Origin of the sequence: Micromonospora okii (assembly GCF_020884795.1) — a bacterium.
GTDB classification, from domain to species: domain Bacteria; phylum Actinomycetota; class Actinomycetes; order Mycobacteriales; family Micromonosporaceae; genus Micromonospora; species Micromonospora okii.
This window is the reverse complement of record NZ_BBZF01000019.1, coordinates 102,509-109,672: the sequence shown is the minus strand read 5'-3', so window position 1 is coordinate 109,672 and position 7,164 is coordinate 102,509. Positions and strand designations below refer to the sequence as shown.

9 protein-coding genes are annotated in these 7,164 nt (G+C 75.2%); 4 read left to right on the top strand and 5 right to left on the bottom strand.

Annotation, left to right across the window (positions count from 1 at the left end; translation table 11 throughout):
• From LPU43_RS17460 to LPU43_RS17450, 3 genes are all read left to right on the top strand, one after another.
• Positions 1–589 (top strand): S8 family serine peptidase (locus tag LPU43_RS17460; RefSeq protein WP_229401514.1); only part of this gene is annotated, 589 nt, incomplete at its 5' end.
• Between the two features lie 34 nt (positions 590–623).
• On the top strand, positions 624–1,256 hold the full coding sequence (locus LPU43_RS17455; protein ID WP_229401513.1) for an RNA polymerase sigma factor: 633 nt from the start codon (positions 624–626) through the stop codon (positions 1,254–1,256).
• Positions 1,231–1,695, top strand: coding sequence for a hypothetical protein (locus LPU43_RS17450; protein ID WP_229401512.1), 465 nt, complete (start codon positions 1,231–1,233; stop codon positions 1,693–1,695). Before LPU43_RS17455 ends, LPU43_RS17450 begins: the two co-directional genes overlap by 26 nt.
• A 13-nt stretch (positions 1,696–1,708) precedes the next feature.
• On the opposite strand, the gene LPU43_RS17445 is transcribed toward LPU43_RS17450, so the two are convergent.
• Together LPU43_RS17445 and LPU43_RS17440 are read right to left on the bottom strand one after the other, a co-directional pair.
• The gene (locus tag LPU43_RS17445) at positions 1,709–2,332 is read right to left on the bottom strand and encodes a class I SAM-dependent methyltransferase (protein WP_229401511.1); all 624 of its coding nucleotides are present in this window, start codon (positions 2,330–2,332) and stop codon (positions 1,709–1,711) included.
• 59 nt (positions 2,333–2,391) lie between these two features.
• Positions 2,392–2,991, bottom strand: a complete 600-nt coding sequence (locus tag LPU43_RS17440; RefSeq protein ID WP_229401510.1) for a hypothetical protein — start codon at positions 2,989–2,991, stop codon at positions 2,392–2,394.
• A gap of 272 nt (positions 2,992–3,263) precedes the next feature.
• Between LPU43_RS17440 and LPU43_RS17435 the strand changes: the two genes are divergently transcribed.
• Positions 3,264–4,979, top strand: a complete 1,716-nt coding sequence (locus LPU43_RS17435) for a DEAD/DEAH box helicase (protein WP_229401509.1) — start codon at positions 3,264–3,266, stop codon at positions 4,977–4,979.
• Here LPU43_RS17435 and LPU43_RS17430 read toward each other — a convergent pair.
• The 3 genes from LPU43_RS17430 to LPU43_RS17420 form a co-directional block, all read right to left on the bottom strand.
• Positions 4,933–5,238, bottom strand: a complete 306-nt coding sequence (locus LPU43_RS17430) for a hypothetical protein (protein ID WP_229401508.1) — start codon at positions 5,236–5,238, stop codon at positions 4,933–4,935. The two genes, LPU43_RS17435 and LPU43_RS17430, sit on opposite strands and share 47 nt — an antisense overlap.
• A gap of 23 nt (positions 5,239–5,261) precedes the next feature.
• The gene (locus LPU43_RS17425; protein ID WP_229401507.1) at positions 5,262–6,365 is read right to left on the bottom strand and encodes a putative manganese transporter; all 1,104 of its coding nucleotides are present in this window, start codon (positions 6,363–6,365) and stop codon (positions 5,262–5,264) included.
• Positions 6,366–6,433: 68 nt separating this feature from the next.
• The gene (locus LPU43_RS17420) at positions 6,434–7,135 is read right to left on the bottom strand and encodes a manganese catalase family protein (protein WP_229401506.1); all 702 of its coding nucleotides are present in this window, start codon (positions 7,133–7,135) and stop codon (positions 6,434–6,436) included.
• Between the last annotated feature and the right edge of the window lie 29 nt (positions 7,136–7,164).

Here is a 7,164-nt window from a genome sequence, read left to right as displayed (position 1 = left end):
GCAGGCCGCACCGGGCGTACACGTCGACCCGGAGCAGGCGCTCAACCCGACCGGCGTGGGCGACGAGGCGAGCGTGGTGGCGGCGATCGGCCGGCTCAGCCCGCAGGTGTCGGTCGTCAACCTCTCCCTGGGCGGCTTCACCCAGGACGACCTGCCCCCGCTGCCCCTGGTCAACGCCGTGGCCGCGCTGCCCGCACAGATCGCGGTGGTGGCCGCCGCCGGCAACGCCGGAACCAGCCGGCCCGTGTGGCCGGCCGCCCTGGGCCGGGTGCTGGGCGTGGCCGCCGTGAGCCGCTCCGGCACGGCGGTGGTGCCGGCGCCGTACAGCGGCTACGGCGCGTGGGTCGACGCGTGCGCCGTCGGCGAGCGCGACAGCACGTACGTCGTGGGTCAGCTTCCGCTGCCGGCGCGGCCGACCCGGGTCTTCCACGGCTTCGCCTCCTGGGCGGGCAGCTCGTTCGCCACCGCCCACGTCTCCGGCCGGCTCGCCGCCATGATGACCGCCGGCGGCCTCAGCGCCGACGGGGCGCGGCTGGCCCTGCTCGCCGCGCCCCGGTGGCACGCCGACTACGGCGTGCTGGTCCCGTGAGCGACGCGACGGGTCGCTGCGCGGCGGCGCGCCGATGACCGACCGGAGCGCCACGGCCCTGGTCGCCGCAGCCGGGGCCGGGGACGAGTCGGCGTGGGCCGAGCTGGTGCGCCGCTACGCCCCGCTGGTGGCGGCCGTGATCCGGGCCCACGGGATGAGCCGCGCCGACGCCGCCGACGTCAACCAGACCGTCTGGCTGCGCCTGGTGGAGCGGCTGGACCAGATACGCGACCCGGAGGCGCTGGCCGCCTGGCTGGCCACCACGACCCGGCGGGAGTGCTACCGGCTGTCCCGGCTGGACCGCCGCAGCCGGCCGGTCGACCCGTACGACGACACGCTCGACGCCCGCCACGGGCTGCCGGCCGAGGCGGGCGCGCCGGACGAGGCGCTGCTGCGGGCAGAGCGACGGCAGGCGCTGCGGGAGGGGTTCGCCCAGCTCCCGCCGCGCTGCCAGGAGCTGCTGGCGCTGCTGACGGCCGACCCGCCGGTCAGCTACCGTGAGGTCGGCGAGCGGCTGGGCATGCCGCTGGGCAGCATCGGCCCGACCCAGGCCCGCTGCCTGCACAGGCTGCGCAACTGCCCGGCGCTCGCCCCGTTCCTCGGGGCCCGCCGCGGCGTCGAGACGAACGGGGGTGAACGCGATGGCGCTGTGGCCGCCGGCCGATGACGACGCCCTGACGGTGGAGCTGGGCGCGGCGCTGTGGGACGCCGGGCCGGTGCCGGAGGAGTTCCTGACCGCCGCCCGGGCGGCGTTCGCCTGGCGGACGGTGGACGCCGAGTTGGCCGTCGCCGAGCTGACCTTCGACTCGGCGTGCGACGCCGAGCCCGCCGGCCTGACCCGCTCGGGCGGGCCGGCGCGGACGCTGTCGTTCCGCAGCGGCCAGGTGGTGCTGGAGATCGAGGTGACCGAGGCCGGCATCGTCGGCCAGCTCTCCCCGCCCCGGGGCGGGCGGGTCACCGCCCGGACGACCGCCGGCCCGTACGACGAGTCGCCGGTCGACGAGGTGGGCTTCTTCTCGCTGGGCGCGCCCCCGGCGGGCCCGGTCCGGCTCTCCGCCCGCGCGGACGGGTACGCGGTGGCCACCGACTGGGTCAGCCTGGGCTGACCCGGTCGGGCCGTCAGCCCGGTGGCCGCCGCGACCACACGAGGGTGTGCCCGCTGCTCCCCTCCGGCACGAACTGCTCGGCGGTCGTCGCCAGCCCCGCCCGCTCCAGCCAGAGCCGGTAGGTGGCGGCGTCCGCCTGACTCCACCACATGGTGGCCGGGCCGCCGAGCCAGTTGTCCTGCGTGCCGGTCCAGGCGTCGTGGCCGACGGTCGCCAGCAGCCAACCGCCGGGGCGCAGCCAGGTGGCGATCCGGTCGACGAGGCCGGGCTGGTCGGCCAAAGGCAGGTGGATGAGGGCGTAGAGGCAGACGACCGCGTCGAACGAGGCCGGCGGCAGGTCGAGCGTGGCGGCGTCGGCGCGCAGGAAGGTGCCGTCGGGCACCAACCGGCGGGCCCGCGCGACCTGCACGTCGCTGATGTCGACGCCGGTGACGCGGTGACCGGCGCGGGCGAGGAAGCGGGCGACCGGCACGCCGCAACCGCAGCCGAGGTCGAGGACGGCGGCGCCGGCCGGCAGGCGCTGGTGCAGCTCGGCCAGCCAGGGGCCGTACCGGCCGTCGTCGGCGTCGTCGCGGCGGTAGTGGTACGACAGGGCGTCGTACCCCCGCCGGACCAGTTCCCGCTCGTCGTCGCCCACGCCGGCCGACACTACGAGTTCCCGTGCGCGAGGACGAATGATTTCGTCGCCGCCTACGGTCAGACGGACAACAGGTCCTTCCAGGCGATGTTGTTGTTGTACTGGGTGTTGATGGAGATGTCCGGGCCCTCGAAGACGATCGGGTCGTTCGGCGACTCCCAGCGGGCCAGGATGGAGAAGTGACCGGGCCCGGGGACGGCACCCCACGGGATGACGACCGTCGTCACGCCCGGGGGGACGGTCACGGTCTGTGCGGCAATCTGGGTCCAGTCCAACGGCCAGGTCCTTCCGCCGCCCGGGGTGGTGCGGAGGAGCCGCAGGATGCCGGTGTCGGTGCCCGAGCCGTACGGCCCGGGGTTGCGCAGCTTGACGAAGACGTAGTTCGTCATGCCGACGACCGGCCACTGGCTGGTGGCGCACTCCACGGCGGTCGGGCAGACCTTGATGTCGGAGCTGTTCCAGAGCGGGGTGCCCATGTGCGGCTGGTACCCGAGGTCGGCGACGACGTCCCTGATGTAGATGTCGGTGACGGTCATGATCCGGTCCGGCTCCGCCTGTGGCGGGGCGGCGGTGGCGGTGGCGCCCAGCAGGCCGGCCAGGGCCGTGCCGGCGAGCAGGGTCAGCGCCGCGCGGCGGGCGCGGGTTCCCAGGATTGCCATGACGACGTGTCTCCCATCGACGGGCGGTGGCCGACCCGGGACGTGCGGGTCGGCCAGGTCACGACTTCAGGAGCCGCCGGGCCCGACGCAGATACCCGCCCGCGCCCCGGCCCTTTGGCACATGACGCCAGGCCAGAACAATCCGGCGTCCCGACCTCCGGTGGGCGCGGCGGACGGCAAACGCTCGCCGGTGCCGCCCCGCGCGCGGGGTCGCCGGGGCGGGTGTGCCGGTCGCCGAAACGCGCCCGCCGGGGTGATGAAAGGCTTGTGGCATGAGTTCCGCACCGACACCAGATTCGCAGCTTCCCGGCGCCGAGGACGAGGCCAGCGCCTTCACCGACCTCGGGCTGCGCGCCGAACTGCTCAACGCCCTGTCCGCCCTCGGCTACGAGGAGCCGACCCCGATCCAGCGGGAGGCCATCCCTCCCCTGCTGGCCGGCCGGGACCTGCTGGGTCAGGCGGCCACCGGTACGGGCAAGACGGCCGCGTTCGCGCTGCCGCTGTTGCAGCGGATGCCCGAGGGCCGGACCGGCGGCGACCCGGTGGCGTTGGTGCTGGTGCCGACGCGGGAGCTGGCGGTGCAGGTCTCCGAGGCGTTCCACCGGTACGGCAAGGACCTGGGCGCCCGGGTGCTGCCGATCTACGGCGGCCAGCCGATCGGCCGGCAGTTGCGCGCCCTGGACCTGGGCGTGGACGTGGTGGTGGCCACCCCGGGCCGGGCCCTGGACCACATCGCCCGGGGCACCCTGCGCCTGGGCGAGCTGGCCACGGTCGTGCTCGACGAGGCCGACGAGATGCTCGACATGGGCTTCGCCGAGGACATCGAGGCGATCCTGGAGCACGCCCCGGCGCAGCGGCAGACCGTGCTGTTCTCGGCGACGATGCCCTCGCGCATCGACGGCATGGCCCGGCAGCACCTGAGCGACCCGGTGCGCATCCAGATCGGCCGGGAGCAGCCGGTGGCCGGCGAGACGCCCCGGGTGCGGCAGAGCGCGTACATCGTCGCGCGGGCGCACAAGCCGGCGGCGCTGGGCCGGGTGCTGGACGTGGAGTCCCCGACGGCGGCGATCGTCTTCTGCCGCAGCCGGGAGGAGGTGGACCGGCTCACCGAGACGATGAACGGCCGGGGGTACCGGGCCGAGGCGTTGCACGGCGGGATGAGCCAGGAGCAGCGGGACCGGGTGATGGGGCGGCTGCGCGCCGGCACCGCCGACCTGCTGGTCGCCACCGACGTGGCGGCCCGGGGCCTGGACGTCGAGCAGCTCACCCACGTGGTCAACTACGACGTCCCGTCGGCCCCCGAGTCGTACGTGCACCGCATCGGCCGGGTGGGCCGGGCCGGGCGCGAGGGGGTGGCGATCACCCTCGCCGAGCCGCGCGAGCACCGAATGCTCAAGACCATCGAGCGGGTCACCGGGCAGCGGATCGCCATCGACAAGATCCCCACGGTGGCGGACCTGCGCACCCGCCGGCTGGAGCTGACCCAGGCGGCGCTGCGGGAGAGCCTGCTGGAGGACGACCTGGACCCGTTCCGGGTGATCGTGGAGTCGCTCTCCGACGAGTTCGACCTGATGGAGGTCGCCCTCGCGGCGGTGAAGCTGGCCCACGAGGCGACCCTGCCCGGCTCCGCCGACGACGGGGAGGAGGAGATCCCGCAGGTGGCGGTCCGCCCGCAGCGGGAGGCCCGCCCCGGGTACGAGGGGCGCGGCGGCGACCGCCGGCCGGGCGGCCGTCCCCGCTCGGCGGGGACCACGCAGGTCTTCATCGGGCTGGGCCGGCGCGCCGGGGTGCGCCCGCAGGACCTGGTGGGCGCGATCACCGGGGAGACCGGGATCAACGGCCGGGACATCGGCTCGATCGAGATCGCCGACCGGTTCTCGCTGGTCGAGGTGCCCAGCGCGGTGGCCGACGAGGTGATCGCCGGGCTGCGCGGCAGCACGATCAAGGGCCGCAGGACGACCGTACGCCGGGACCGCGACCGTCCCTGACGCCCGTCGGCGCGGGCGGCCGGCCACCGGCCCGGCCCGTCCGGCCCGGGGGCCGTCGCCCGGGCCGGACGAGGGCCCGCAGCAGGCCCCCGCCGCCGGCCAGGGCGACGGCGAGCGGGATCGCCAGGCTGGTCAGCGCCAGTGCGGCCACGGTGGGGGCCGGCAGGCCGGCGACGGCGGCCACGACCGCGAGGGCGGCGAAGACCGCCAGCTTGACCCGGGTACGCCCCAGCGGCACCGGGCTCGGGTGGTGCGACATCCTTGCCTCCTCGCGTCGGGGCGTCAGCCGTGCAGGACGAGCACGGCCGCGCCGACGGCCGCGGCGGGGACCGTGGTGATGACGGTGGCCAGGGCGGCCGACCGGCGGCGCAGCGCCGCCAGCGGGATCAGCGCGTCGCCGTCCTGGCTGACCGCGTTGGCGACCAGGGTCGACAGCGGCAGCCCGCCGCTGATGAACAGGCCGGTGAAGACGATCTGGACGGCGCACCCGGGGATCAGGCCGATCCCCGCGCCGACCAGCACCCCGGCGATCCCGGCCAGGGCGATCTGCGAGCCGTCGAAGCCGGTGGTGGCGCTGAACACCGCCCAGGCGACGTACGCGACGGCCACCCAGACGGTCACGAAGGACGCCTCGTGCGCGCTGTGCCGCAGCGTGTCGCGCATCGACCGGCAGTGGGCGGTCTCCAGGCTGTCGTCGGCCAGCCGCCCCCGACCGGCGGCGAAGATCAGCCCGGCGACGAGCGTGCCGAGCACCCCCAGCGCGAGGTACGGGTCGACCCCGCCGAGCGGCCTCGCCAGCGCCGCCGGGTCGACGAGCTGGAACACCACCGGCACCGAGACCAGGAAGGCCGGCGTGGTCAGCCCCCAGAAGGCGGTCGCCGGGCTCCGGCGGCCCAGCCGGGCCAGCCACCGGCGCTCGGCGGCCGGCACGGGGACGGGCAGCGCCGGGGCGGTCGACGGGCCGGCGGTGGCGTGGGGCACCGCGCCCGCCCGGGCCGGGTCGATGCCGAGGGCGTCCACGACGTACCCGGTGACCAGGCCGACGGCGAACAGCAGCAGGTGCAGGCGCAGGGCGAAGGCGGGATCGGCGGCGATCACCACCCACGACGAGTCGCCCATGGTGGCGGCCAGCGCGGCGACGACGGTGCCGAAGGAGACCTTCCCCCGGGCGTACAGCGGCATCAGCACGATGGCCCCGCCGCAGCCCGGGCTCACCCCGAGCAGCGCCCCGACCAGCGGGCCGAGCCTCGGCCGGTTGGTCAGCCCGTCGGTGACCCGGTCGCCGTAGCGCCAGCGCAGCCAGCCGAACAGGGCCACCATGACGGCGACGTAGACACCCACCTGCATGAAGGCGTCCGCCAGCGGACGCAGTACCAACTCGGTCACGGCACACCTCCCTCGGGTGCGACACGGCCGGGCCGCCCACGACGCGCGGACGGCCCGGCGCCACGGTGTCAGGTGAGCTTGCTCTTGACCTTGTTGACCATGCCCCCGGCCATGCCGGGGTTGGTGCCGTACAGGCGCGGGTCGCCCGGGGGCAGCACCGGCTCGGGGGCGTGCGCGCGGGGGCTGTTGTCGTAGCGGAACTCGCCCTTGCCGTCCGGGCTCGGCCCGGACGCCCACCGCCCCTGCGCCGCGTCGTCCCCGGGCGAGAAGTCCAGGTACGTGTAGCTGAACTCGGCGAACTCCTTGGAGTCCGGGAAGGCGTCCGGCACCGGCATCTCCTCCAGGCCGTCCTCCTTCAACTGCTCGATCGCGGCCAGCCACATGTTCTGGTGCATGGTGTCGCGGGCCAGCAGGAAGCGGAGCATCTGCTTGACACCCGGGTCGTCGGTCATGCCGAACAGCCGGGACACCTGCAACCGGCCCTGCGCCTCCGCCGTCACGTTGAGCTGGAAGTCGGCCATCAGGTTGCCGCTGGCGGTGATGAAGTTGCCGTTCCACGGCACGCCGCTGCTGTCCACCGCCAGGGCGCCGCCGCCGCCGTGGATGAAGTGCGCCGGGTTGGACCCGCCGTAGATCGCCCCGACCATCGGGTTGGCCCCGGCGGCGTCCTCCAACGACAGCGGGGCGTTCTCCAGCAGGCCACCGGGTGCGAAACCCGCCCCGAACGCGCATCCCCCAGACTCCCCTCGCTTATCGCCTGATACCGGCACACAGGCGCATGATCCTTACCCGCTCGGGA

Excerpts from the sequence above, each read along its gene's own strand:
- LPU43_RS17455 (WP_229401513.1), top strand. The coding sequence starts at position 624 with ATGACCGACCGGAGCGCCACGGCCCTGGTCGCCGCAGCCGGGGCCGGG.
- LPU43_RS17450 (WP_229401512.1), top strand. The coding sequence starts at position 1,231 with ATGGCGCTGTGGCCGCCGGCCGATGACGACGCCCTGACGGTGGAGCTG.
- LPU43_RS17440 (WP_229401510.1), bottom strand. The coding sequence starts at position 2,991 with ATGGCAATCCTGGGAACCCGCGCCCGCCGCGCGGCGCTGACCCTGCTC.
- LPU43_RS17435 (WP_229401509.1), top strand. The coding sequence starts at position 3,264 with ATGAGTTCCGCACCGACACCAGATTCGCAGCTTCCCGGCGCCGAGGAC.
- LPU43_RS17430 (WP_229401508.1), bottom strand. The coding sequence starts at position 5,238 with ATGTCGCACCACCCGAGCCCGGTGCCGCTGGGGCGTACCCGGGTCAAG.